At 42.0% G+C, this 22,853-nt stretch carries 26 protein-coding genes; 13 read left to right on the top strand and 13 right to left on the bottom strand.

The genetic code is table 11. The features are described from left to right. Nucleotides 1-235: 235 nt before the first annotated feature. From NXR94_RS01250 to NXR94_RS01235, 4 genes are all read right to left on the bottom strand, one after another. Complete coding sequence (locus NXR94_RS01250) at nucleotides 236-739, bottom strand: hypothetical protein (RefSeq protein ID WP_258102740.1); 504 nt, start codon at nucleotides 737-739, stop codon at nucleotides 236-238. Further along, nucleotides 736-1,290 (bottom strand): hypothetical protein, encoded by a 555-nt coding sequence (locus NXR94_RS01245; RefSeq protein WP_258102739.1) that lies wholly within the window; start codon nucleotides 1,288-1,290, stop codon nucleotides 736-738. The genes NXR94_RS01250 and NXR94_RS01245 overlap by 4 nt, the downstream gene beginning before the upstream one ends. After that, nucleotides 1,290-1,625, bottom strand: coding sequence for a hypothetical protein (locus NXR94_RS01240; protein WP_258102738.1), 336 nt, complete (start codon nucleotides 1,623-1,625; stop codon nucleotides 1,290-1,292). The genes NXR94_RS01245 and NXR94_RS01240 overlap by 1 nt, the downstream gene beginning before the upstream one ends. A gap of 173 nt (nucleotides 1,626-1,798) precedes the next feature. After that, nucleotides 1,799-2,581: a hypothetical protein gene (locus NXR94_RS01235; protein ID WP_258102737.1), complete on the bottom strand. Its 783-nt coding sequence runs from the start codon at nucleotides 2,579-2,581 to the stop codon at nucleotides 1,799-1,801. A gap of 331 nt (nucleotides 2,582-2,912) precedes the next feature. On the opposite strand from NXR94_RS01235, the gene NXR94_RS01230 reads away from it, so the two are divergent. Then, nucleotides 2,913-3,596: an SDR family NAD(P)-dependent oxidoreductase gene (locus NXR94_RS01230; protein ID WP_258102736.1), complete on the top strand. Its 684-nt coding sequence runs from the start codon at nucleotides 2,913-2,915 to the stop codon at nucleotides 3,594-3,596. Here NXR94_RS01230 and metK read toward each other — a convergent pair. Next, nucleotides 3,583-4,857: a methionine adenosyltransferase gene (gene metK / locus NXR94_RS01225; protein ID WP_258102735.1), complete on the bottom strand. Its 1,275-nt coding sequence runs from the start codon at nucleotides 4,855-4,857 to the stop codon at nucleotides 3,583-3,585. The two genes, NXR94_RS01230 and metK, sit on opposite strands and share 14 nt — an antisense overlap. A gap of 59 nt (nucleotides 4,858-4,916) precedes the next feature. Then, on the bottom strand, nucleotides 4,917-5,633 hold the full coding sequence (locus NXR94_RS01220; RefSeq protein WP_258102734.1) for an SAM-dependent methyltransferase: 717 nt from the start codon (nucleotides 5,631-5,633) through the stop codon (nucleotides 4,917-4,919). Between NXR94_RS01220 and NXR94_RS01215 the strand changes: the two genes are divergently transcribed. Further along, the gene (locus tag NXR94_RS01215; RefSeq protein WP_258102733.1) at nucleotides 5,632-5,838 is read left to right on the top strand and encodes a DUF2905 domain-containing protein; all 207 of its coding nucleotides are present in this window, start codon (nucleotides 5,632-5,634) and stop codon (nucleotides 5,836-5,838) included. The two genes, NXR94_RS01220 and NXR94_RS01215, sit on opposite strands and share 2 nt — an antisense overlap. Here the strand turns inward: NXR94_RS01215 and NXR94_RS01210 are convergent. After that, nucleotides 5,830-6,591 (bottom strand): alpha/beta fold hydrolase, encoded by a 762-nt coding sequence (locus tag NXR94_RS01210; RefSeq protein ID WP_258102732.1) that lies wholly within the window; start codon nucleotides 6,589-6,591, stop codon nucleotides 5,830-5,832. The two genes, NXR94_RS01215 and NXR94_RS01210, sit on opposite strands and share 9 nt — an antisense overlap. Before the next feature lie 56 nt (nucleotides 6,592-6,647). Then, the gene (locus tag NXR94_RS01205; protein ID WP_258102731.1) at nucleotides 6,648-7,361 is read right to left on the bottom strand and encodes a pyridoxine 5'-phosphate synthase; all 714 of its coding nucleotides are present in this window, start codon (nucleotides 7,359-7,361) and stop codon (nucleotides 6,648-6,650) included. A gap of 47 nt (nucleotides 7,362-7,408) precedes the next feature. Between NXR94_RS01205 and NXR94_RS01200 the strand changes: the two genes are divergently transcribed. The 11 genes from NXR94_RS01200 to NXR94_RS01150 all read left to right on the top strand — a co-directional run bounded on the left by NXR94_RS01200 (nucleotide 7,409) and on the right by NXR94_RS01150 (nucleotide 17,192). Next, nucleotides 7,409-7,858: a GatB/YqeY domain-containing protein gene (locus NXR94_RS01200; protein WP_258102730.1), complete on the top strand. Its 450-nt coding sequence runs from the start codon at nucleotides 7,409-7,411 to the stop codon at nucleotides 7,856-7,858. A 5-nt stretch (nucleotides 7,859-7,863) separates the two neighbouring features. After that, complete coding sequence (locus NXR94_RS01195) at nucleotides 7,864-8,409, top strand: CvpA family protein (RefSeq protein WP_258102729.1); 546 nt, start codon at nucleotides 7,864-7,866, stop codon at nucleotides 8,407-8,409. 11 nt (nucleotides 8,410-8,420) lie between these two features. Then, the gene (locus tag NXR94_RS01190; protein WP_258102728.1) at nucleotides 8,421-9,173 is read left to right on the top strand and encodes an alpha/beta fold hydrolase; all 753 of its coding nucleotides are present in this window, start codon (nucleotides 8,421-8,423) and stop codon (nucleotides 9,171-9,173) included. Nucleotides 9,174-9,203: 30 nt separating this feature from the next. Beyond that, a complete protein-coding gene (locus NXR94_RS01185) occupies nucleotides 9,204-9,842 on the top strand; it encodes a CBS domain-containing protein (protein WP_258102727.1) in 639 nt (212 codons plus the stop codon). A gap of 2 nt (nucleotides 9,843-9,844) precedes the next feature. Further along, complete coding sequence (locus tag NXR94_RS01180) at nucleotides 9,845-10,714, top strand: NAD kinase (RefSeq protein WP_258102726.1); 870 nt, start codon at nucleotides 9,845-9,847, stop codon at nucleotides 10,712-10,714. Between the two features lie 61 nt (nucleotides 10,715-10,775). Next, nucleotides 10,776-11,858, top strand: a complete 1,083-nt coding sequence (locus NXR94_RS01175; RefSeq protein ID WP_258102725.1) for a DUF6089 family protein — start codon at nucleotides 10,776-10,778, stop codon at nucleotides 11,856-11,858. 3 nt (nucleotides 11,859-11,861) lie between these two features. Further along, a complete protein-coding gene (locus tag NXR94_RS01170) occupies nucleotides 11,862-12,569 on the top strand; it encodes a porin family protein (protein ID WP_258102724.1) in 708 nt (235 codons plus the stop codon). 84 nt (nucleotides 12,570-12,653) lie between these two features. After that, entirely contained in the window at nucleotides 12,654-13,394 is a 741-nt protein-coding gene (locus NXR94_RS01165) for an isoprenyl transferase (protein WP_258102723.1), read from the top strand. 1 nt (nucleotide 13,395) lies between these two features. Further along, entirely contained in the window at nucleotides 13,396-16,080 is a 2,685-nt protein-coding gene (locus NXR94_RS01160; protein WP_258102722.1) for an outer membrane protein assembly factor, read from the top strand. A 4-nt stretch (nucleotides 16,081-16,084) separates the two neighbouring features. Beyond that, nucleotides 16,085-16,624 carry an OmpH family outer membrane protein gene (locus tag NXR94_RS01155; protein WP_258102721.1) on the top strand — a complete coding sequence of 180 codons (540 nt, stop codon included), beginning with the start codon at nucleotides 16,085-16,087 and terminating at the stop codon, nucleotides 16,622-16,624. A gap of 31 nt (nucleotides 16,625-16,655) precedes the next feature. Then, nucleotides 16,656-17,192, top strand: a complete 537-nt coding sequence (locus tag NXR94_RS01150) for an OmpH family outer membrane protein (protein ID WP_258102720.1) — start codon at nucleotides 16,656-16,658, stop codon at nucleotides 17,190-17,192. Nucleotides 17,193-17,243: 51 nt separating this feature from the next. Here NXR94_RS01150 and chrA read toward each other — a convergent pair whose 3' ends face one another. From chrA to NXR94_RS01125, 5 genes are read right to left on the bottom strand one after another with little or no spacing between them, the layout of a single operon-like run. Next, nucleotides 17,244-18,428, bottom strand: a complete 1,185-nt coding sequence (gene chrA, locus NXR94_RS01145) for a chromate efflux transporter (protein WP_258102719.1) — start codon at nucleotides 18,426-18,428, stop codon at nucleotides 17,244-17,246. Nucleotides 18,429-18,430: 2 nt separating this feature from the next. Beyond that, complete coding sequence (locus NXR94_RS01140; protein ID WP_258102718.1) at nucleotides 18,431-19,390, bottom strand: isopenicillin N synthase family oxygenase; 960 nt, start codon at nucleotides 19,388-19,390, stop codon at nucleotides 18,431-18,433. A 40-nt stretch (nucleotides 19,391-19,430) separates the two neighbouring features. Further along, nucleotides 19,431-20,117, bottom strand: a complete 687-nt coding sequence (gene recO, locus NXR94_RS01135) for a DNA repair protein RecO (RefSeq protein ID WP_258102717.1) — start codon at nucleotides 20,115-20,117, stop codon at nucleotides 19,431-19,433. Beyond that, nucleotides 20,117-22,285, bottom strand: a complete 2,169-nt coding sequence (locus tag NXR94_RS01130; protein ID WP_258102716.1) for a two-component regulator propeller domain-containing protein — start codon at nucleotides 22,283-22,285, stop codon at nucleotides 20,117-20,119. Before NXR94_RS01130 ends, recO begins: the two co-directional genes overlap by 1 nt. After that, nucleotides 22,266-22,847: a thymidine kinase gene (locus NXR94_RS01125; RefSeq protein ID WP_258102715.1), complete on the bottom strand. Its 582-nt coding sequence runs from the start codon at nucleotides 22,845-22,847 to the stop codon at nucleotides 22,266-22,268. The genes NXR94_RS01130 and NXR94_RS01125 overlap by 20 nt, the downstream gene beginning before the upstream one ends. Nucleotides 22,848-22,853: the final 6 nt, after the last annotated feature.

Here is a 22,853-nt window from a genome sequence, read left to right as displayed (position 1 = left end):
ATTGTGTATGATTGCCTCCCCCTAAAAGTTAGGCTAGTCATGTGATGATTGCCTATAACGCTAATAGAAATCATGGCATGACTTCTTAAACAATTTCTTCCTACCTTTCATATAGGTCTTTGGCATTGAAGGGATATTCAACCTTAGGAGGAGATATAGAAAAAGGGATATCCCACAGGTTTCGGATTGATCCTATAGAAACCGGCTTGCTCTAAACGGCATTTAGAGGGGGGATTCACTTCTTTTCCAGATAGATGGGGAATACAAATGGAGGCTCCTGAGGATTTTCTCCATACACGAATGTATTTCTGGTTTGAAGTTTTTCGAGCAGCATTGGGTCCTTTTTGAAATCCATTACAGTAGAGTCTGCACGGTCATTGTATATCAATGTAAAGATTTCCGGCTCATACCAGGAGCCTTTCGATTTGATATCAAAACGATATACATCGTAAGCTAATTTAACTTCGAAATAATCTGAGAAATATAGCTCTGGATCTCTAAGAATGAGTACATTTAGCGTATCATATTTCCATAGAGCAGCTCTAAAAGTTGAAGGTTTGACAATATCATATTCTTGTATGTGATATACCGAATCATGTGCATCAAAGAAATCTTGTCCGCTTGCTTTGTCTATCAGCTGATAGAGATAAACAGGCTCAATAAAAATCCCGAATTCCGGTTCCGGTTCTTTACAGGACACTAGCACAACAAAAAGAGCGAGAAAAAATGACTTCTTCATCTTACGAATTTGTAGTTAAGACACAGATCAAATTTTGTTAGCCCGGTGGTAAGTAGGAACCGTCCCTGGACATTGGAAAAGATGTTAGCAACTAGTCCACCTCCAATGCCAAATGCCGATCGGTTTTGATAAACAAGGGTGTGATAATCTACCCCTGAGGGGAGATGGAATAGATATCCGGCGGAAAGAAAAATGATCGGGTATATTCTTGTTTCGTTATTTATATAAGCCTGGAGATATCCTTCAAGGCTGTAGTGATGAGTTCGTTGAGCAGTAGGGTAAGTGGAGTTGTAATGTCTATTAAGGTAATCAACATTGAAGCCGAAGTTGCACCCGGCTTCAATGTGATCAAAATCATAACCCATACGGAGATAATAAGCATTTATTCCTTCTAATTGTCTATAGAGAGCACTGGGATAAGAAGGGTTGGTCTGAGGTAATTTCACAATTTCATTACCAAACTCTGTGCCCAGACCTAAAACAAATTGAGCATTTACCTTTGCCGTTGCCGCCAAAAGAAGTCCAATAATGACAATACTTATCGTTCTCATTAGTTATGAAGTGTACCTATGTTCTGTATGATAGCCTCTGGGTGATAAATGGATGAATCAAAATACAAGTAGTTGTACGTGCCGGTATTAAACCCTCCAATATATTTTGAATTATGGTAGATGTAGACCCATTGCGATTGAGAACTTTTATGGATTGTAATTAAATCACCTACTTGATAGGGATCAGGATAAGTATATTTATATACTCCCTTTTCATATAAGAGAATTTTATCTCCATTGTACCAGCCTGAAACATAGCAGTTGTAATCTATCGTATTCCATGAAGGATCATTGGTGCTATTATGTGACATGCCAACCATGATATCGGTATTCATTGAAGCAACTTCAAATTCTAAAAAATGAATAAGTCTGTCTGCACTGGTTGCTCCAGCATTCCACCAATAGGAGGTGCCAGCGTTTTTTTAATGAAAGCTGATTGTCAATGTATGGTTGAGGGACTAAAACATCAACATTTGTAGTTCCTGCAAAATATGGCTCGTCCCACAAATTATAATAGTACCAAAAAAAATGAAACAGCAGAAATCTCATTTCCCCATTTTTCACACGAGATTTTGCAGCCCGGCTTAACCTTAATTTGGGATAAATCGCTATACCATCCAGAGTTAATAGCTGGCCCTAGCCTTTCAGGCAATTCAATATCCAGGACAGGCCCGGATCCTGCAGAATTTTTCCAAAATCGTGCCACCATCCTCCTAGTTGATGCATTCCAAACCCTCATTGAATTAGTCCTATTATTGAAGTTAATATTACCTAAATTTACTACGTATTCATTCCAGTTGTCAATTGTTGATTCTTTATAATTACCATTTGGATTAAGAATTTCTCGATAGTCTCCACCAAAATTTTTGTCATCATAAACTTTAATGCTTGAGAGATTTAAATCGGGTGCCCATGAATCACGTTTTGATTCGTTGTTGGTGTAAACTAAGGAATCAGACAAACTGGAGTATATACCATTACCTAACAATTGGACTTTTAAGTATTGTTCTGGTACATAATAAACGTGTTCGAATGATGAGGTAGTATCCATATTCTCGACTCGACTATTTTGATTAAGGTTAGGATCAATTGATTTGCGTTGAATTATTCTGGGAGATCCTTCCCTTCTTACACGATTTTGCATGAAAATCTTTGATTCCTCAGCACTTGGAAAAATGTAGATGGCGTTTCCTGTGGCCGGGATGAAGGTTGCTAGTGTCTCTTCGTACCTTTCATAGATAGAATCTAATTTTTGGTAATTATTTTTCGATTCCTCATCAGGAAATTGCACCGTTGAATCTTTGTCGTAATAATAGGAAACGACATAATTATGATTATTAAAAATGATATTCTCGGTATAGATTTTAGAATTAGTTTCGTTAGCAGGCAAAGAATTTGTCGATTTATCCAGGAAAGTTTCTTCCTGTTCACAGGAAATGCATAGAACGAGAACCACGCAGGAAATGGTGGCCTTAAAAAAAGTAATTGACTGGTTCATTTTATGAAGATTATTTGGTGAATAACTATTTGATTGAAAATAGAAGAAGATTAACAACATTTAACAAATAACGGATCATGCCTAAAATCTTGTTAAAGGGATATTTTAAGTACATTTAACAGTAATGTCCAAAAGAATCGTCATCACCGGATCCAATCGTGGAATCGGCTTTGAAATAGCCCGGCAATTAGCGGTATTGGGGCATGAAATTATTTTCACAGCTCGAAATACGTCTAAAGGCCTGGAGGCTGAAAAACAACTGGCTGATTACGATGTGCATTTTTTCCAACTTGATCTTGAAGAGCCGGAGAGCATTGAAACATTTGTACATGCCTTAGGACGCCACGCCGACCATGTCGACGTACTAATTAATAATGCAGCTATTTTGAAGGATTCGGATTATCACCTCCGGAATTTACCGATGGAAGTACTTGACAGGATGTTGCAAGTGAACCTGAAAGGACCAATTCTCCTCACTCAGTTACTCCTTCCCTATTTGCTAAAAAGCATTGACCCGAGGATAGTGAATCTATCATCAGGTATGGGGGCACTTTCCAGCATGGGGGGTGGCTATCCGGCTTATCGCATATCGAAAACTGCGCTTAATTCTTTTACAGCCATTTTGGCCTCAGAGCAGCCAAAAATAAAGGTGAATAGTGTTTGCCCGGGTTGGGTAAGAACGGATATGGGTGGAGCAAATGCTTCCCGATCTGTAGAAAGAGGAGCTGAAACTGCGGTTTGGCTGGCTACAGAGCCAGCCATCTCAACAGGTAAATTTTTTAGAGATAAGAGAGTTATAGACTGGTAGCTACGCTCTCTAGGTTGAAAGCTTCTTTCACTTTCTCAACGAAGTCCAGTTTTTCCCAGGTAAAGGTTTCGATTTCAAACGTCTTCGTTTCCCCTTCTCCATTGGTAAAGGTTCTACTGATTTTTTCTGAAGTCCTTCCCATATGACCGTATGCCGCCGCATCAGAGTACATTGGAGTTCTCAGTTTTAGGCGTGTTTCGATGCCATAAGGCGTCATGTCAAAGATTTCCAATACTTTTTTGGCAATCTCTCCATCGCTGACGTTCACATTAGAAGTGCCGTAAGTATTGATATACAGTCCCATTGGTTCTACCACTCCAATGGCATAAGACACCTGTACCAATACTTCTTTACATAAGCCTGCGGCTACCAGGTTTTTCGCAATGTGGCGCGTAGCATAGGCTGCAGAACGGTCTACTTTAGAAGGATCCTTACCGGAAAATGCCCCACCACCGTGTGCACCTTTACCTCCATAAGTATCTACGATGATCTTTCTTCCCGTTAGACCTGCATCTCCATGAGGTCCACCGATAACGAATTTACCGGTTGGGTTGATATGGTATTTGATATCATCATTGAAAAGATGCTGAAGTTCCGGCTTCAGATGAGACTTTACTCGTGGGATCAGGATGTTGATGATGTCCTCTTTGATTTTTGCGAGCATGGTCGCCTCTTCATCAAAGTCGTCATGCTGTGTAGATACTACGATCGTGTCGATTCGCACCGGTGTGTTATCATCCGTGTATTCGATCGTTACCTGGGCTTTGGCATCTGGCCTCAGGTAGGTGATTTCTTTCGATTCTCTTCTTAGAGCCGCTAGTTCGATCAGGATTTTGTGAGACAAATCCAATGCCAGTGGCATGTAATTGTCTGTTTCATCCGTGGCGTAACCGAACATCATTCCCTGGTCACCAGCGCCCTGAAGTTTTGGGTCTACTCTATCTACGCCCTGATTGATGTCGGGAGATTGCTCATGGATCGAGGATAAAATTCCACATGAATTTGCCTCGAACATGTATTCTGACTTATTGTATCCTATTTTTTTGATGACATCACGGGCAATTTGCTGCACATCGAGATAGGTTTTTGATTTAACCTCTCCGGCCAATACGACCTGTCCGGTAGTCACCAAAGTTTCACATGCGACTTTTGACTGAGGGTCAAATGCCAGGAAGTGATCAACCAAAGCATCTGATATTTGATCAGCGATTTTGTCAGGGTGACCTTCTGAAACAGATTCTGATGTAAATAAATAGGACATGTGTTGTTTTTATTTTGAGGCTGCAAATTTAGAGGTTTCAAGGAATAAACACCTCATTTTTAAGACATTTGACCGATACAAAATACGGTAGGTATTTTGTGAAGGTTGGGTTTTAGGCTTTTCCATTGTCCGATAGTCTTTGTTTTCACCAATTCGTTCGCTCCGAATACATCGGAAGCAATGTGCAGTAGGGTGTTATTACCAAGGTGCTGGAAAAGGTCATCTAATAAATGCATGTTACGAAAAGGGGTCTCCATGAACACCTGCGTGTATCCGGTTCTCTGGAGGTCTGTTTCAAGACTTTTGATTGCCTTGGCCCGATCATTTTTCTGAATAGGCAGGTATCCGTGGAAAGTAAATTGCTGTCCGTTGAAACCGGATGAAATCAATGCAGTTTGTATTGCAGAAGCCCCGGGAAGGGGAATGACCTGGATATCGTTACGATGGGCATAGGCTACGGCAAGACTTCCGGGGTCAGCCAGCCCGGGTAATCCAGCTTCTGAAATGATCCCTATATTTTTTCCTTCCAAAACAGGTTTAATCATCCTTGACAATTCCTGTGGAGAGGTCTTTTTGTCCAATAGTTCAAATTGCAGGGATGGGATGTCAATCCCAAGTTTCAGGCTGCTGATGAACCTTCTGGCTGTACGAACGTTTTCCACCAAAAACAGGCTGGTGTTTTTGATGACATCCTGTACCATGGGCGCGATGAAACTGGCATCGTTTTGCTCAGATAAGTAACTTGGAATAAGAAATACAGAACCTCTGTTAGCCATGGGAAAGTACATAATCTACATTGGAATTGCGCTGATCATCATTGGTGCAATCTCGCTATTTTTTGAGAAAAATGGCTTTTCAGGATTGCCTGGGGACATTGTGATCAAACGAGAAAATTTCACCTTTCATTTTCCGATCGTCACGTCCATACTTATCAGCCTGATTCTTTCGGTGATTTTTTATTTGATCAATAAACTAGGATAAAAAGCCGGAAACCATTTCATAGAGCTCTTTCGGTTTATCGGCATGTACCCAATGCCCTGCCCCATCTATTTTTTGGATCGATGCTTCAGGGAAATGGCTAAGTATGGTGTCGCTGTCTTCGTCTTTGATGTAATGAGAATTTGCTCCACCAATAAACAGGGTGGGGCCGTCAAATTTATCCGAAGCATCCAGAGCCCTTCCTACTTCTGAAGCATTAGCCTCCAATCCATCCAGATTGATTTTCCATTCAAAGCCATTATCCCCATTTCTTCCCAGGTTTTTCAGAATAAAGAGTCGAACACCTACCTCGTGAATCACCTTGCTTAGTTCTTCCTCTGCTTCCTTTCTGGAAGTTATTTTTGATAAATCAAGGGATCGATAGGCATTGAAAATATTTTCGTGATGGGGAGGATATTGCTTTGGACCTATATCTACCACGATCAATCGATCCACCAGTTCAGGATACTGTGCGGCAAAGCACATGGCGGTTTTCCCTCCCATGGAATGTCCTAGTATGCTGGCCTGACCAATGTTTTCATCATCGAATAGCTCTTTTAGGTCCTGTACCATTAGATCATAATTGAATTCATTGCTATGAGGGGATGCCCCATGATTCCTTTGATCAACAAGATAAACCTGATAGTTACCGGCAAATCCTTTGGCTAGTGTCTGCCAGTTGTCCGCAGATCCAAATAGGCCGTGTAAGATGATCAAAGGCTTTCCTTCTCCAAGAGTTCTGAAATTCAATTTCATCTGGTAATGTGTGTTAATAAAGTGCTAAATATGATTTGGACTGATAATGTAAGGGCCTACTGAAGTTTCCTCAGATACATCTGAATGGTATTTTCAAGGCCATAATAGATCGCATCGCAAATCAGGGCATGACCTATTGATACTTCATCCAGATAAGGAATTTGTTGTTTAAGGAATTGAAGATTGTGAAGATCAAGGTCATGGCCGGCATTCAGGCCCAAACCTATCTCCTGAGCCAGTTGTGCCGAGGTGATATAATCTGCCACCGCTTTTTGTTTATCCTCATGAAAATTTACTGCATAAGGTTCGGTGTAAAGCTCAATACGGTCTGCACCTACTTCTTTGGCCCCTTCGACCATTTTAGGATCGGGATCAACGAATATGGAAACCCGGGCACCATATTCCTTGAGTTCAGCAATCAGATCGGTTAATAAGGATTTTTTTTTAATGGTATCCCATCCGGCGCATGAGGTGAGGACATCGGGACCATCCGGAACCAGGGTGGCCTGATCGGGTCTTACTTTATCAATAATGCCTAAATACCTTTGGTCAGGGTAGCCTTCAATATTGAATTCTTTGGTGACCACTTCCTTCAGATCGAGGACATCCTGATAAGTAATGTGCCTTTCATCCGGCCTTGGATGGACGGTAATGCCCTGAGCACCGAATTTTTCACAGTCAATTGCACTCTTTACGACATTTGGATTGTTACCACCACGCGCATTCCTCAGAGTTGCAATTTTGTTGATGTTTACGCTAAGTTTGGTCATTGAAATAACACAATTTTCAAGGCAAATTTGTTCATAAAAAATAGAATATGAGTTTAAAAGCAAAAATTGAGGGGGAGATCAAGCAGGCGATGCTTAATAAAAATAAAGAAAGGCTGACGGCCCTTCGGTCGATCAAATCATCAATACTCCTGGCGGAAACGGAAAAGGGCGGCTCTGGTGACTTAAGCGAAGACACTGAATTGAAGCTTTTAATGAAAGCGGCAAAGCAGCGAAAGGATTCTATTGACGTATTTGAGGAGCAGGGAAGAGATGATCTGGCGCAAAAGGAGAAGGGAGAACTAGAGGTAATAGAGGAGTTTTTGCCAAAACAGATGTCTGAAGCAGAGGTGGAAGCTGCCGTGAAGCAGGTAATTGATGAAGTTGGAGCTGCAGGCCCACAGGATATGGGCAAGGTAATGGGTGCAGCGACTAAAAAACTGGCCGGACAGGCTGAAGGTAAAATGATTTCTATGTTGGCTAAAAAGCTATTGTCATAAGCAACTTGGAGTTTCTGGATATTTTCTTTTTGGTAGTCTTCCTTTTTGGTCTGATCAAAGGCTATCTAAAAGGTTTAATTGTCGAGGTATTTTCTTTTATCGGATTTTTCGTGGGCCTCTTCGTAGCGATCGAGCTGACCATCCCGGTAAGCAATCATTTTATGGGAGATGGCCAGTTTGCGCAACTGGTTTCCGTGGGAGTTTTTGTGATGCTATTCATATTGGTACTTCTGATCATGAACCTGGGGGCAAAAATTCTTAAGAAAGCCATTGATGTCACCTTTCTGGGATTATTCGACAATATTCTGGGAGCTTTGGCCGGCATGTTCAAGCTGGCCTTTATTTTGAGTGTATTTATTTGGGTATTTGATTCACTCGGGATCAGGCTGTCATCCGAGATGGCGGGCGACTCTTTTCTGTACCCTTTAGTTGAGATGATTGGACCGACTGTTTTCACGTGGGTCTCCGAAATTATCCCATTGATCAAAGATATGATGGATTCCCTCGAAAATTTTGGGGGTAATTCAGAGTCTGTGTATACCTTTTTGTAGATTTATCGAGAATGGAAATTAAAGAGAGAAATAAGTTTCAATATATAGATGAAGGTGAGGGCCCGATTCTCTTGCTGCTTCACGGTCTTTTCGGGGCGCTGAGCAATTGGGATAGTGTGGTTAAAAGATTTTCATCGGATTATCGGGTCATCATACCCTTGCTGCCGATTTACACTATGCCCATCAAAGAGGCCGGTTTGGATGCATTGAACAAGTTCGTTGAAGAGTTTGTTGATGAAATGGAATTAAGCAATCTTAACCTTATCGGCAACAGTTTAGGAGGACATGTGGGTTTGATTTTTACCTTGAAAAACCCGACCAAAGTGTCCAGCCTGATCCTTACCGGAAGTTCGGGGTTGTTTGAAAATGCCATGGGAGGATCTTTCCCAAAAAGGGGGAGCTATGAATACATTGAAGAGCGTGTGGCCTATACCTTTTATGATCCTAAAACGGCCACTAAGGAGTTGGTAGATGAGGTATTTGAAACGACCAAGAGTATTCCGAAGGCGTTGAGAATAGTAGCCATCGCTAAGTCGGCGCAGCGTAATAACATGGCCGAAGAAATTAAAGCGATACAGGTCCCAACATTATTGGTTTGGGGCTTAAATGATACGATCACTCCACCTTATGTAGCGCACGAGTTTGATCGACTGATTCCAAATACTACCTTGAGGTTTATTGATCATTGCTGTCATGCACCAATGATGGAGAGGCCTGAGGAGTTCAATGCTATAGTAGACGAGTTTTTAAAAGTATCCGTTTAAAAAATGATAGCCAGAGAGCTGATAAACTTTATGATTCCACCACTGAAGCCCACCGATGATATCGGTAAGGCTAAACTGTGGATGGATGAGCTGAGGCTCTCGCAGCTTCCGGTGGTCGCTGAGAACAGGTTTATGGGGATCATCACCGAAGAAATGTTATTCGATGATGCACTACGCTTTACAAATGTTGGAGAATATCCTCTAACAGGAGAAAATTGCCAGGTTTCAGAATTTAGCCATTATTATGATGTGCTTAAAATGGCAAGTGTGGAAGGGTTGCGGATTGTGGCGATCATTGATGATCTCGGTCATTATGTAGGGGTCATCTCTACGGAGGATGTTGTAGAGGCGTTTGCCAAGTCGAGCTCCGTTATTACACCCGGAGCTATATTGACGCTGAAGCTTAAGGCTATTGATTATTCTTTATCAGAAATCAGCAGGCTGGTAGAAGCAAACGATGCCAAGATTCTGGCCTCTTATATAAGTGAATATATTGACGATCCATCCAAAATATTATTAACGCTAAAACTCAATGTGGAAGACACCGGGCGTGTGGTGGCCTCTCTTGGAAACCATGGCTTTACCATTGAGTCGTCATTCAATACAGTGGCTGATGATGACCAGGACCGTGAGCGTCTGGATATTTTCCTTAAATACCTGAAAATCTAGCAATGAGGAATATCGCTATTCATGGAATAAACATCAGTGAAGAATCAATTCCCCTTGTAGACGCTCTGGTTAATAGGTTACTCAAAGAAAAAAGTGAGGTAGCCGTTTCAAAAAGGCTTAAAAGTCAGTCGCTGGATTGTCTGAGTTCCTTTCCAACTTTTGAAAAAGGAGATAATTTGAAAGGATTTGAAATGATACTCAGTCTGGGAGGAGATGGAACCTTATTGGATACATTGACCTATGTAGGGTCGGCAGAGGTACCAATTATGGGAATCAACCTGGGGCGACTCGGTTTTTTGGCCAGTATCTCTCAGGATGACCTGGATTCGGCACTTACAAACTATTTTAACGGGGAATTTGAGTTAGATAAGAGAACGTTGCTGGAGCTGAATTCGGATGTTCCCGGTTTTCAAAAAACCAATTTCGCCCTTAATGAATGTGCGATATTGAGAAAGGACTCATCTTCTATGATCGTGGTAAGATGTTATCTCAATAATGAATACCTGAATACCTATTGGGCAGATGGGCTCATGGTCTCTACGCCTACCGGTTCAACAGGATATTCTTTAAGCTGTGGGGGTCCGGTGATCATGCCACAGACTAAAAATTTCATCATTACCCCGGTCAGCCCTCATAATCTAAATGTCCGACCATTAATTGTGTCAGAGGATAGTGAATTGATTTTCGAAATCGAAACGCGGGATCAATCTTTTCTGGTTTCGATGGATTCGCGATCTGAGGCGATGAAGAGTGGGGCGATGATAACAGTGAGAAAGGCGCCGTTTTCTGCTAATTTGGTGAAAGTTAAGGGTATTTCGTTCCTCGACACCCTTCGTGGAAAGCTCACCTGGGGCCTTGACCGCAGAAATTAAATGTATTTATTATAGAAATGATGGTATTTTGATACTTTTGTTATCCACAGTTTACTAGCTAATGCGACTCCAACCTATTTTCGTTTATTCCTTATTGATCTTACTGATCTTTGGATCTTTGGATGCTGAGGCTCAAAGAAGGAGCAAGTACGGCAAGAGTAAAAACAAAAACAAAGCGATTACCCGATATCATGGGGGTATGGTAGGTGGCAGGTTTCGACCCTATGAGTTTGCCGGGCTGAATATCAATGCGCTGAATTACTATGGAGACCTTGCTCCACTCAGTCGAGCGGCCAGTACAGATGTGAGTTTTACACGTCCGGGTTTCGGGTTCAATTTTGGGTATAAATTCCAGTCACAGATGGCCGTTCGTGCAGGACTCAACTGGGGTAGACTGCAAGGGTCAGATTTTTCAGCAGATCCTGCGTTGGAAGTAAGCGGTGGGCGATATCAGCGGAACCTGAGTTTTCGAAACGACATTTACGAATTTCATCTTGGGCTTCAGATATATCTGTTTCCTAACTATGGTGGACCCAATGTAAGATTGCCATTCAATGCATACGTTTTTGCAGGAGGTGGTGTGTTTTATCATGACCCTAAGGGTCTGGTACCCGATTTTGATTATCAATCTGATCCAAATGGAAGCGTGGCAGCACCTCAGGCGGGTAACTGGGTAAGCTTAAGGAAACTGGGAACTGAGGGTCAAAACCTGGGAACAATAGATAAAAAACCATATAGTCCGATCCAGCTTTCGATCCCTTTTGGAATTGGTGCACGCTTACGTATACCAGATACACCATTTGACGTGGGATTGGAAATTGGCTATCGTTATTTGTTTACAGATTATGTCGACGACGTGAGCGGAACGTATGTCAAGTTGGATGAATTTGATGATCCTGTGGCAAGAATCATGTCAGCCAGGGGCGCTGAAGCTGTGGATGCCCTCTCCGGTGATCCCCGGGAAAATATTTCTGTAGGGCAGGGTACCGGAATGTCATATTATGTTGAAAGTAATGAAGGAGGAGGTGACACAACCGGACAAAATAGAGGTAATCCAAAAGATAATGACGCTTACATCGTTACTACACTGAAAGTAACATACATCTTGGGTACAAGAAAAAACCAGGGTGCTAAACATAGGTAGCGGTTGAAATCAATATTAATTTTTCTTTCCCTTCTGTTGTCTCTTCAATTAGAGGCACAATTTCTGGAGTTTGGTGGGTCCATTGGCGCATTTAACTACACCGGGGATTTAAACAGATTCCCGCGTCCTTCTCAGTCTAATCTGGCAGGATTTGGAGTTTTTCGAATGAATTTCTCACCGGTTCTTAGTCTCAAAATGGGATTGGGCTATGGGCATGTTTCCGGGGATGATGTGAATGGTGTGGATATCCTCAGCGAAGAAAGAGGACATAGCTTTAAGTATGGTGTCCTAGCGTATCATTCCGTTTTCGAATTTCATTTTCTGGATTATCGAAATGAGAAAAAGCCAAATGACTGGTCTCCTTACGCGTTTATGGGTGTGGGATTTATTAACCTGAATGATGTGGGCCCCACATATGAAGATTTCAACCATTTGCAGGCAACAATTCCTGCTGGTTTCGGCGTCAAATATCTGGTAGGGAAGCAATTTACCCTTGGGGCAGAAATTGGCTTACGCAAAACATTCTTTGATTACTTAGATGGGATTTCCGATGGAGACATTCTCATTAAAGACTATCAATTTGGAAATCCGAATGATGACGATTGGTTTTTTTACACAGGCATTACACTCACCTATGTTTTGTACAAAATTCCATGTCCCTTCCCGTATATCCCGAATCAATCTATCTTAATGAAAATCAGGGAGCACTAGCTGTTAAAAATTGTTTAAATATTCACAGTTGATAGAAAAAAAGCACAAATTTGTAGCCTTTTTGACTGTGATAGGCCTTGAGAAATGACCCAACAAATTAATCCCGACAAACTACCTAAACATATCGCCATTATTATGGATGGTAATGGGCGTTGGGCCAAAGGGAAAGGTGCTGCCCGGTTGTTTGGTCATCGGCACGCGATACAATCTGTAAAAGATGTTACTGAAGCGTGTGGTGAGCTGGGCGTAAAATACCTCACCCTTTATACTTTTTCAACAGAGAATTGGGGAAGGCCAAAGTTGGAAGTAGATGGGTTAATGAACCTGCTGGTAAGCACACTAAATGATCAATTGGACTCCTTGATGAGCAGGGATGTGAAACTTGATTTTATTGGAGATATTGGTTGCTTGCCCGATAAGGTTCATCGAAAACTACTTAAGGGAAAAGAAAAAACTAAAAATAATAAAGGACTTAATCTCATATTGGCGCTGAATTACAGTGGTCGCTGGGATATCAATCAAGCGGTAAAGGAAATCGCTTCAGATACCAGGGAAGGTAAGATAGATGTGGAGGACATCAATAATGACTTGATTAGCTCTTATTTATCTACAAAGAATATACCTGACCCTGAGTTATTGATTCGTACAAGCGGAGAAATGAGGATCAGTAATTTTCTGTTATGGGAAATGGCTTACACGGAGCTGTACTTTACTGAAGTGCTATGGCCGGATTTTGGAAAAGACTGCCTCTATAATGCGATTAACTCCTATCAACAAAGAGAAAGAAGGTTCGGAAAGACAAGCGAGCAGTTGAATATTAGCTAATATGGTAAGGAAAGTTTTTGTGCTGGTAATGGTTTTGCTTTGGTGTGAGGAAATGCTCGCACAAGTAGGGCTTAGTAGGAAATACGGAAATCAACAAGACACAAAAGGCTTGAGCATCAACTACTCCAGTCCTAAGGAGTATGAGATAGCAGATATTGAGGTTAAGGGAGTTGAATTTCTTGATAACAATGCGCTGATCTCGTTGTCTGGCCTGAGAGTAGGAGATAAAATAAAGATTCCTGGTGAGTCGATCTCTGCTGCGATCAAAAAGCTCTGGAAGCAAGGGATCATCGGTAATGTCTCTATTTATGCCAATAAGGTCGAAGAGGGCAAAATCTGGCTGACGATTGAGCTGACAGAACGACCAAGGCTGACAAGTTATGAGTTTGTGGGGATCAGCAAAAGCATGCAGGGCGAATTAAAAGATCAAATTGACCTGGTAAGAGGAAAAATTTTGACCGATGTTCTTATCAAGAATACCCAGCATGCGGTTTTCTCCTATATGGAGGGCAAAGGGTATTTAAATGCTGAGGTAAACATCTCCCAGGAAAAGGACACGTTGCTTTCTAACAGCGTGAAAATCATTATCGATGTTGAAAAGAATTCCAAGGTTAAGATCAAGGATATTAATTTCTATGGGGATGATCAATTTGCTTCCTCGAAGCTGAGAAGTAAACTGAAGAAAACGGGCCAAAGGCCAAGGTTTACAATTGTTAAGGACCTTTTTGAAAAGACCCTGTGGGTATTGAATCCGAAGAATTTCTTCCATTTTGCCAGTCATAGGGAAGAAGTGGATAAGGTAGCATTGATGGAGTACCTGGGCGAACATGTTTATGTGAACGTGTTCAAATCCTCCAAATATGTAAAATCTGATTATGAAGCTGATAAGGATCTCCTGATTGCCTTCTACAATTCTAAGGGTTATCGTGATGCGGAGATCGTTAAGGATAGCATTTATGCCATTAATGGCAAGCAGATCAATATAGACATGTATGTTGATCCGGGGGTTAAATACTACTTCAGAAATATCGATTGGACAGGAAACTACATTTATACGGATGAGCAGCTGTCTAAAGTTCTGGGAGTAAGATCCGGGGATGTCTATGACCTTGAATTGATCCAAAAGAAATTGAATTTCAACCCTAATGGTACCGATGTTAGTGCACTCTACATGGACGATGGCTATTTGTTCTTTAGTGTGACTCCTGTAGAGGTAGGTGTATATGGAGATTCTATTGATTTGGAGATGAGGATTTATGAGGGTGTGCAGGCGACTATCAATAAAGTAACTGTTTCGGGTAACGATAAAACCAATGATCACGTGGTGCTTAGAGAGCTAAGAACCTACCCTGGTCAGAAATTTAGTCGAGCTGACCTGATTAGAACTCAAAGAGAGCTTTCTCAGCTTGGATATTTTGATCCTGAAAAGGTGAACCCTGTTCCAAAACCAAATCCGGTTGATGAGACTGTGGATATAGAATGGCAACTTGCGGAAAGAGCGAACGATCAGGTTGAACTATCTGGTGGATGGGGAGGTTTCTATGGATTCGTTGGAACATTGGGAATCTCTTTCAATAACTTCTCAGTTAGAAATATTGCGGACTTTAGTAAATGGCGTCCATTACCTTCAGGTGATGGGCAGAAATTTTCAGTTCGTCTTCAGGCAAATGGCAAGCAGTACCAGAGCTACTCTGTCAGCTTTTCAGAGCCGTGGCTTGGCGGTAGAAAGCCAAATAATTTTGGAATTAGCTTTACGCAATCTGTTACCAGATCTATTAATTATTTTGCTACAAGTCCTACCGATCAGGGTAAACTTGGCCTGACGGGAGTGACGGTCTCATTGGGTAGACGTTTGACATGGCCGGATGACTTCTTCACGATCAGTAATTCACTCGGATACCTTCGTTACGATCGTACGGGTGTATATAATCAGGGTCAAACACGTGGAAGTTCCCACAGCTTTACTTTCAATACCACTATAGCCAGAAATAGTGCGGATAACCCGATGTACCCAAGAACTGGTTCGAATTTATCGTTGAGCGCATCGTTTACGCCACCGTATTCCCTATTGGGATCCAATATTGATTATAACGACCCAAATGCCAATGTCTACAAGTACCTTGAATACCATAAGTGGAACTTCGACATGTGGTATTACATGAAGTTGGTCGGAGACCTTGTGTTGGCTTCTAAAATGCACATTGGATACCTGGGTTCTTATTCTGACAAAGTGGGAGTTGGTCCTTATGAAAGATTTACCCTTGGAGGTAGTGGCTTGACCGGACAGAATTTCCTACTTGGAACGGATGTCATTGGGCTTAGAGGATATGAGGATAACAGTCTGAGACCGGTTGACAACAATGGTACACCGGAGACCACGGCGGATGATATCACCGGAGGAACGGTGTTTACGAAGTTTGCGATGGAATTAAGATATCCTGTCTCTCTCAACCCATCTGCGACCATTTATGGATTGACTTTCTTTGAAGGTGGTAACAACTGGAATGATTATTCGCAATTTAATCCATACGACATGTACAGATCTGTAGGTGTGGGCGTTAGAATATTTATGCCGGCATTTGGTCTGCTAGGGCTAGATTGGGCGTATGGACTTGATCCTGTTTTTGGTGGAAATACCATAAGCGGGCCTCAATTCCACTTTACCATTGGTCAACAGATACGATAGAACTATGAAAAAGCATGTGTTTCTTTCCCTTTTCAGCCTACTTTTTTTAAGTCAATTCACTTTTGGCCAGAAATTTGGTTATGTGGATACTGAGTATGTGCTGAACCAGATGACCGAATACAAAGAAGCACAGTCGGAGATTGATAAATTGGCGCAGGGATGGGAAGCTGAAATTCAGCAAATGCTCAAGGAAGTGGAAGAAAAGGAGGCCATCCTCCAGGCTGAAGAAGTCCTTCTAACTTCTGAGTTGAAAGAGGAAAGGCGTGCCGAGATTGATAGAAAGTGGAAAGAGGTGAAGGAATATCAAAAGCAGGTTTTTGGATTTGAAGGCCTTTACTTTTTGAAAAAGAAGGAATTAATTAAGCCGGTTCAGGACCAGGTATTTGAAGCGGTAGAAAAAGTAGCTAAAAATAATAGATTGCAAATAGTGTTCGATAAATCAGGGGCACTGGTGATGATTTATACAGACCCAATCCATGACTATACGGATTACGTACTCGAGGAACTGGGGCTGGTACAGACTAACGATGGTCAAAGTAACTAATTAAAGAAAGGATTAAATCAAACTATCAGATATGAAAGCGAAATCAATTATAATCATTGCATTAATAGTTAGTGCGTTTCAAGTGTCAGCGCAGCAGGCACTAAAAATCGGTTATACTAATGCCGATTACGTGTTGAGTTTATTGCCTGAGGCGAAGCAAATAGATGCTGAATTGAAAGCCTATGAGAAGCAACTTCAGAACCAAATTCAAGCGAAATATGGCAGTTACGAAAAGTTGGTAACGGAATATCAGCAAAATGTAGCCACTTATGATGAGCTGATAAGAGCTGACAAAGAGCAGGAAATTCAGCAACTTCAGCAGTCAATTCAAAAGTTCAGTCAGGATGCTGAGACATCTCTAATGAACAAGAGAAACACATTGCTAAAGCCAGTTTACGAGAAAATTGGTAATGCTATTGAGCAGGTGGCTAAGGAAAACAGCTACACACACATTTTCAGTGCAGGGACTCCTGGTTTTGATGTATTGCTTTACGCAAGAGAAGATGATGATGTGTCTGACCTTATCCTGAAAAAATTGGGAGTGACACCTCCTGCAAAATCAGAATAAAAGGATTACCATATATCTGTAAAGCCGTGGTTCTTAGGAATCACGGCTTTTTTATTGCAGAATAATTCCGGTGACCAATCCTACGATGATGACTACAGGCGTCGGAATCTTCGTAAAGAACAAGAGAAATGCCGTTCCAATCAAAAGGAGATAGTTTAGGGTGCTGGGCTCCATCGGTTCCAGAAGCAGGAAAGTGGCAGCGATGACCATCCCGGAACTTACCGCATTGATCCCCTCAAGTGACGCTCTTACGATCCGGTACTTTTTAAGGTCTTCCCAAAATCGAATGACAAAATAGATAAGGAACGTTCCGGGGAGGAAAACCCCTGCAGCAGCCATTAAAGCCCCGATGACTTGAAACAGGATGCTGGTATCACGCATGCTTACAGCACCTACATAGGCACTAAAGGAGAAAACAGGACCCGGTAAGGCCTGAACAAATCCATAACCTGACAAGAACTCTTCAGAGGTTAAGTATCTTTTGAATTCTACAAACTCAGTGTACAAGAGAGGCACCAGTACCTGGCCACCACCGAAAATCAGGCTACCGTTTCTATAGAAGTTTTCAAATAGTCTGATTGGAAGGTTCTTTGTTATTCCCCCTAAAATGGCTGCGAATAAAAAGACTGCCAGCCATAAGAAAAAATTGGCCCATTTGATTTTGATGGTGCCTTTTTCCTCCACGGGCTCATGCTTTTTGAATTTAAATGCGGTCACAAAACCGCCAATGAGGATCATAATAGGGAAAGCAAAGGGTGTCCTGAATAAATAGGCCCCCAAAATGGAAATGATCATCAGGAAAAAACCTGTTTTACTGCTAACTACGCTACTGGAAATGCGATAGGCTGAGTAAGCTACAATTCCCACGGCAATGGGTAGAATGAACTTTAAGAAGTCCAGGGAAATGTCCATTTCCTGGAAGAAAGTCATCATGATGCCAAGCGTTGTCATGATTGTCACGGCGGGAAGTGCCCAGACGAGCAAGGTCAAATAGGCCAATCCGGGTCCACCTATTTTAAATCCTATTGATGTAATGGTCTGAGTGGAGGTAGGTCCCGGCAGAATCTGACATAAGGCATAAAGTTCGATGAGATCTTGTTCGGTTAGATAGGCTCTTTTTTTTACTAACATATCCAGGAACATTCCCATGTGGGCTGTTGGGCCTCCGAAGGAGGTCAGGGACAAAATCAATACGTCCCTCAAAAAGATAATATATCTAACCCTGGTTACAGACATATTTACTTCAGTCCGATTTCTTTTAGTCTTTGATCTAAAAATTCTCCGGCGGTCATGTCTTCATACATTTTAGGGTTTTCCTCGTTCACACAGTTTTTCAGACAGGTGAGATCCATGGATGATATGGGGTGCATGAAAAATGGGATGCTGTACCTTGAAGTGCCCATTAATTCACGAGGAGGATTAACTACACGATGTATGGTTGATTTAAGCTTGTGGTTCGTGAGGCGATCCAACATGTCCCCTACGTTTACCACGATCTGGTTTGGCAAAGCCGTTATAGAAATCCATTCTCCATCTCTTCTGAGTACTTGCAACCCGTCTGCGCTGGCTCCCATCAGTAGTGTGATCAGGTTGATGTCTCCATGTTCGGCAGCGCGTACGGCATCCGGAGGAAGTTCGTCCGGGTTTTCGATAGGGAAATAATGTATTTGTCTGAGAATGCTGTTTCCCTTTTTGACCTTATCATCAAAGAAATATTCATCTAAACCTAAATGGATAGCAATAGCACGCAGCATATGGATACCCGCCGTTTCGAGGGTTTTAAATGCCTCCAGGGTATATTTTTGGAAATCAGGAACCTCTTTAGGCCAGATATTTTCCGGATATTCTTCCAGCTTGTTGTGATCCGGCTGACCTACATGAAAGAATTCTTTGAGGTCTCCGGTATTTCTACCTTTTGCTTTTTCCCTGCCCTTACTAATATATCCACGCTGTCCGGCTAGTTCCGGTACTTCATACTGCCTTTTCAAATCATCGTCCTGACTGAAAAAAGATTTTACTGCATCATAAAGCCTGGTAGTAGTGTAGTTCGACAGTCCATGGTTTTTGATTGCTACGAAACCAATGTTTTGATAGGCGTCTCCGAGGTCTTTTACAAATTTTGCTTTTAGTGCCGGGTCTTCGGAAGTAAAGTCGGCGAGGTCTAAGGAAGGTATTTCGGAGTACAGTATCTGATCCATAGTAATTGGTGTCTAGCCAAAAATAAGATCATTTTTCATACTATCCGAACACCTGATGGAGCACTTTAAGTGATTTTATTTCACCAACCTGGAGGTTATGATGATTGAAGTAGGAAAGCACAGTTTCTAATGCAGCGAGTCGTGTGGTGGCATTAGAAGCTATTGGGATTGATAAATCACTGTTGAGCATTTGGGTGATTAGTTCAATGGCTGCCCGGTCATTATGCACATTTTCTAGTTCCATGGAATTGACCAGCTCATCTCCATCACTTATCCCAAAGCCGAGATGTGGTATCATATTCAAAAGAAAATGGAGATGAAAGTGGTGGACGTTCGAGTCCAGGGCCTCCAAGGTTGCTATAGCATTGCAGAGAAATTCGAAAAGTCCTTTGTTTTCATCAGGTTCGTGCACGAGGATTTTTCCAAGCACTTCTGATAAGAATAGTGTAATTGTACTTTTTGATATGTTTTGATGGATCTGAAAGGTAGGTTGAAAGGTCTTCCATTCCGAAAGCCGCTGGATATCGCGGTTTGGGTTGACATATGCGATGAGGTCAAGCAAGGAAAAGGGCTGGAAAAACCCAATGCTTTTTTTTGATCTCGAGCTTCTAACGCCATTGACAATGTAGGAGTTCATGCCTGAATCCTCCGTAAATGCACGGACGATGATGCTTGATTCCTGGTACTTGATGTAGTTGATTACAATGCCTCTGGTTTTGACAATCATCAGCGTACAACGGCTATTTTTCCAATATGTGTCTCGGAACCCTCAGCATCAGAACTGAAGATCAGATAGATTCCTGTTCTTGCTTTGTTACCTCTATAATCCCTAAGATCCCATGATGCAGTTCCACCATTAGCATCGATTTCTGCAATGAGATTACCGTTGATGTCAGTGATTTTGATATTGGCATCAGTTACCAGTCCTGAGATGCCCACTAATCCATCATATTCCGGTCTTACGGGGTTCGGGAAAATGTTAACCGAACGATGAGTTTTTTGTCCTGCGGATGAGCTACTTCTATAGGAGACCAATCCCTGATCAGTGAGGATAAACATTTCGCCGTTGGCAGGATTATATTCCATCTGAAGGATATGGTTGGAAGGCAGAGGACTGTTATCTTCTGTAAAAAACTGTTCTTGCCTCGTAAGTGAATTGTTGAATACTGAAAGTCCGTCCTCACTACTTACCCAAATTCTTCTTCCCCCGTCAGTGGCTACAGCGTATACATTTTGTTGGTCATAGTACTCTCCTTCATTGAATATTAACGCGCTTCCATTTTGGAAAAACTCCTCAAATACGAAGGAGGCTGTTGGGAAATAGGATGCACCTGACGTGGTTGCTACCCATAATTCATCATCCTCATCTATTGCCAAACTATTTACTTCATTGCTTGCAAGCCCTTCGGATGTCGTTATGGATTTATACTTTGCATCTTCAGGATAGGCTGCGATTAATCCGCCAAGTTGATCGTAGATCCAAAGCACTTCAAAGTCGGAAATTGCTGAGTTGACCGGAAAAGAGGTGCCCAATTCGGCGGAGGTAAATTGTCTCCAGTCCAAATCCGCAGTATATTCTATTAGCGGGATGGTATTATCATAGGAAGTCACCCACAAAGAATTTCCGGCACTCAGGGAGCTAATGATCGGAATAGGGTATGTATTGCTGTTAGCCAAAATGGAATTGGATGAGTTGCGAATTACATTTTCATTCTGGAAGTAGAGCCCTTTTCCTGCTGAGGAGAATATGAGCTCACCCTGAAATTGTGCAACATCAGTAATGTTGTCAAACCCAACGATTTCGTAGGTGCTCCAGCTTCCGTTGCTAAAAATATCATATCCCATCCCATCGAAGGTTCCGGTAAATTCTTTAGCCTCTGGGCCGTAGAGGCCGTAGATTTGATTATCGATGAGTCTCATTCGTTGAATTTGATCACTCAAAGGTCCTCCCGGGAAAAGGCTTACTTCACCAATGTTGGATAACCCCCATTGTCCATCCGCAATCCAGATTTCATTTTTGAAGAGCATATCATTGGGTGACGCCAATGTTTGAAATGACTTTATTGGAGTAGCAATACCAGAAGAGATACTGATCAATTCGTTGGACAATAGAGCGTGTAAGGTTCCTTGAATATCCTGAATTGCAATGATGGGGTTTGATGACGACCAAATGACTACGGATGTGTCGCCCAAAATTTGAGAAATCGACGTGTCATTTTCGATCGTATAAATAGCGTTTCCCAAGGAACAAAGTCCTTTGAAGTTGCTGGCTTCATTGGTGTTCACTGATTGCCAGTTATTAAAATCAAGTAAGTTTTCAAGCAAGGAACCATGTTGAATTCCCAGAGAGGTAATGGCGTATAAACTGTCATTGTGGGTAGTAATTTCATAAACCGGAAGATCAGCGGCATCCGGACCTATGGATTGATAGTTGTCAATGATACCCATATCCCCTAATGAGATAACCAGAATACCGAAATTGGTCGCCGCCAGAATTTGATCTCCATAGGACGTCAAATCAAAAATGGTTTTTTGAGTGGTGTCGTTCAGGTCTTTCAGATCTCGTACTCCATGGATGCCATCATCATCTATGATATCAATGATACCCGATGCATAGCCCAGGGCAAGGGATTCACCTGTAGGGCTGTAGTGCATGGAGGTAATTCCTGCGCCTGACAACCCATCATTTTTGGTGATTTTTCGAAGGGACTGATCCGTCAGATCATAAGAGAAGAGTCCGTTTTCCGTGGCGGCAAACACTTTGTTCTCCGACGCCGTCAGGAGTCTTGCATTTCGATAACTGTGGTGAGATCTCCATTGACCAATCGGAATGTCCTGGGCATTGGAGATTAGTATAACACCAAGAAAACAAGCGCTAATGATCCAATTTTTCATAAAAACAATTTCGGCAAAGTGCTTCATAGATATCTTTCTCTCCTAGAACGACGGTTTTATTGGATTTAGTCCTTCGATAGGAGTAAGAAGCCAATTTTCCACACTCCATGCAGATCGCATGAACCTTAGTGATATATTCTGCGATGGACATGAGTTCATCCATCGGCTTAAAAGGTCTTCCTCGAAAATCCATATCCAGTCCAGCGATAATCACTCGTTTGCCTTCAAAGGCGAGCCTATTGACCACCTCAACAATGTCATGATCAAAGAACTGAGCTTCATCGATTCCCACCACATCACAATCAGTGGCCCGCAAAAGGATATCATTCGCGAATGCCACCGGAGTACTGCTAACCTCATTCTCGTTATGCGAAACTACCTTCTTCTTCGAATATCGTTTGTCGATGATGGGTTTGAAAATTTCTACATGCTGCTGTGCAATAATCGCTCGATTCAACCTCCTGATCAGTTCTTCTGTCTTTCCCGAAAACATAGACCCACAGATGACTTCTATCCATCCGGACTTTGCATTGAAATGACTGGCATTGGGTTCTAGGAACATATTGGT

This window comes from Marinoscillum sp. MHG1-6 (assembly GCF_024714475.1).
Classification (GTDB): Bacteria; Bacteroidota; Bacteroidia; order Cytophagales; family Cyclobacteriaceae; genus JAMZMI01.
This window is presented reverse-complemented; position numbering and strand designations above follow the sequence as displayed.

What these genes read in the sequence shown, in the direction of transcription:
- NXR94_RS01180 (WP_258102726.1), top strand. Translation starts at nt 9,845, where the DNA reads ATGAGGAATATCGCTATTCATGGAATAAACATCAGTGAAGAATCAATT.
- NXR94_RS01190 (WP_258102728.1), top strand. Translation starts at nt 8,421, where the DNA reads ATGGAAATTAAAGAGAGAAATAAGTTTCAATATATAGATGAAGGTGAG.
- NXR94_RS01125 (WP_258102715.1), bottom strand. Translation starts at nt 22,847, where the DNA reads ATGTTCCTAGAACCCAATGCCAGTCATTTCAATGCAAAGTCCGGATGG.
- NXR94_RS01250 (WP_258102740.1), bottom strand. Translation starts at nt 739, where the DNA reads ATGAAGAAGTCATTTTTTCTCGCTCTTTTTGTTGTGCTAGTGTCCTGT.
- NXR94_RS01175 (WP_258102725.1), top strand. Translation starts at nt 10,776, where the DNA reads ATGCGACTCCAACCTATTTTCGTTTATTCCTTATTGATCTTACTGATC.
- NXR94_RS01130 (WP_258102716.1), bottom strand. Translation starts at nt 22,285, where the DNA reads ATGAAAAATTGGATCATTAGCGCTTGTTTTCTTGGTGTTATACTAATC.
- NXR94_RS01200 (WP_258102730.1), top strand. Translation starts at nt 7,409, where the DNA reads ATGAGTTTAAAAGCAAAAATTGAGGGGGAGATCAAGCAGGCGATGCTT.
- NXR94_RS01160 (WP_258102722.1), top strand. Translation starts at nt 13,396, where the DNA reads ATGGTAAGGAAAGTTTTTGTGCTGGTAATGGTTTTGCTTTGGTGTGAG.
- chrA (WP_258102719.1), bottom strand. Translation starts at nt 18,428, where the DNA reads ATGTCTGTAACCAGGGTTAGATATATTATCTTTTTGAGGGACGTATTG.
- NXR94_RS01155 (WP_258102721.1), top strand. Translation starts at nt 16,085, where the DNA reads ATGAAAAAGCATGTGTTTCTTTCCCTTTTCAGCCTACTTTTTTTAAGT.
- NXR94_RS01150 (WP_258102720.1), top strand. Translation starts at nt 16,656, where the DNA reads ATGAAAGCGAAATCAATTATAATCATTGCATTAATAGTTAGTGCGTTT.
- metK (WP_258102735.1), bottom strand. Translation starts at nt 4,857, where the DNA reads ATGTCCTATTTATTTACATCAGAATCTGTTTCAGAAGGTCACCCTGAC.
- NXR94_RS01140 (WP_258102718.1), bottom strand. Translation starts at nt 19,390, where the DNA reads ATGGATCAGATACTGTACTCCGAAATACCTTCCTTAGACCTCGCCGAC.
- NXR94_RS01185 (WP_258102727.1), top strand. Translation starts at nt 9,204, where the DNA reads ATGATTCCACCACTGAAGCCCACCGATGATATCGGTAAGGCTAAACTG.
- NXR94_RS01205 (WP_258102731.1), bottom strand. Translation starts at nt 7,361, where the DNA reads ATGACCAAACTTAGCGTAAACATCAACAAAATTGCAACTCTGAGGAAT.
- NXR94_RS01230 (WP_258102736.1), top strand. Translation starts at nt 2,913, where the DNA reads ATGTCCAAAAGAATCGTCATCACCGGATCCAATCGTGGAATCGGCTTT.
- recO (WP_258102717.1), bottom strand. Translation starts at nt 20,117, where the DNA reads ATGATTGTCAAAACCAGAGGCATTGTAATCAACTACATCAAGTACCAG.
- NXR94_RS01210 (WP_258102732.1), bottom strand. Translation starts at nt 6,591, where the DNA reads ATGAAATTGAATTTCAGAACTCTTGGAGAAGGAAAGCCTTTGATCATC.
- NXR94_RS01165 (WP_258102723.1), top strand. Translation starts at nt 12,654, where the DNA reads ATGACCCAACAAATTAATCCCGACAAACTACCTAAACATATCGCCATT.
- NXR94_RS01245 (WP_258102739.1), bottom strand. Translation starts at nt 1,290, where the DNA reads ATGAGAACGATAAGTATTGTCATTATTGGACTTCTTTTGGCGGCAACG.
- NXR94_RS01215 (WP_258102733.1), top strand. Translation starts at nt 5,632, where the DNA reads ATGGGAAAGTACATAATCTACATTGGAATTGCGCTGATCATCATTGGT.
- NXR94_RS01220 (WP_258102734.1), bottom strand. Translation starts at nt 5,633, where the DNA reads ATGGCTAACAGAGGTTCTGTATTTCTTATTCCAAGTTACTTATCTGAG.
- NXR94_RS01240 (WP_258102738.1), bottom strand. Translation starts at nt 1,625, where the DNA reads ATGAATACCGATATCATGGTTGGCATGTCACATAATAGCACCAATGAT.